This window comes from Rhodococcus sp. NPDC057014 (assembly GCF_042673295.1).
Lineage (GTDB): Bacteria > Actinomycetota > Actinomycetes > Mycobacteriales > Mycobacteriaceae > Rhodococcus_F.
The window spans coordinates 1-1193 of the sequence record NZ_JBHUSF010000647.1; the positions used below are offsets into that span (position 1 = coordinate 1).

At 69.8% G+C, this 1193-nt stretch carries 1 protein-coding gene; it reads right to left on the reverse strand.

The genetic code is table 11. The features are described from left to right. Window positions 1-181 precede the first annotated feature (181 nt). Window positions 182-1193, reverse strand: a 1012-nt coding sequence (locus ACFTZB_RS45730; protein ID WP_378442634.1) for an aldehyde dehydrogenase family protein, incomplete at its 5' end; no start/stop codon positions are given.

Genomic DNA, 1193 nt, shown 5'->3' on the forward strand with positions numbered 1-1193 from the left:
GGCGAGGACGTCGCCGTCGTCGGCAACGACGACCGCCTTGGTCCCGGAGGTGCCCTGGTCGATGGCAAGGACTGCCACGATCTCTTCCTTTCGAGAGTGTGAGCGCCGGGATCAGAACAGCGCGGATGCGCCGGCGGACTCGATACCGCCGGAGACATCGCGTCGACGCCCGTCCGCCGGGTCAGGCGAGGCTGACGATGACCTGCTTGACTCGCGTGAACTCCTCGAGCCCCGCGGCGCCGCCTTCCTTGCCGTAGCCGGAGCCCTTGAAGCCGCCCAGCGGGCCTTCGGGTCCGACGGCCATGTGGTTGTTCACCCAGACCACCCCGGACTCGATGGCGTTGACGTTCCGCAGAGCGCGGCCGATGTCGCGGGTCCACACCGAGGCGGCAAGTCCCTGCTCGACGGCGTTGGCCTTGGCGAGGGCATCGGCTTCGTCGGTGAACGTCTGCACCGTCGCGACCGGTCCGAAGATCTCCTCCTGGACCAGCTCGTCGTCCTGCTGCAGCCCGTCGATCAGGGTGGCCTCGTAGAAGTAACCCGGACCGTCGACGACCTTGCCGCCGGTGACGATGCGGGCGTGGGCGGGGCGCCGGTCGACGAGCTCGGCGACCCGGGCGCGCTGGCCTTCGGAGATCAGCGGTCCGAGGACGGTCGACGCGTCGGCCGCGTCCCCGATCGCGGTGGCGGCCAGGCTGGCCGCGAGCGCCTCGACGAACCGGTCGTGGATCTTCTCGCTCACCAGCAGACGGGTGGCGGACATGCACTCCTGGCCGGCGTTGAACAGGATGCCGTTGGTCAGGATCGGGAGCGCGGCCTCGAGGTCGATGTCGTCGTAGATCACGACCGGGGCGTTGCCGCCGAGTTCGAGCACGAGACGCTTGGGCGTCGCGCCTGCCGCCTCCGCGATGCGCTGACCGGCCGAGGTGGAACCGGTGAACGAGACCAGGTTGACCTCGGGGTGGCGTACCAGGTGATCGCCGACGACGCTGCCCTTGCCGTGGACGACGTTGAGGACACCGGCGGGCAGCAGCTGCTGCGCGAGTTCGGCGAACCGGGTGGTGGCGATCGGGGTCAGCTCCGCCGGCTTGATCACGACCGTGTTGCCGGCGACCAGGGCGGGGGCCAGCTTCCAGACCGCCTGCCACAGTGGGAAGTTCCACGGGGTGATGCCGAGAACGACGCCGAGGGGC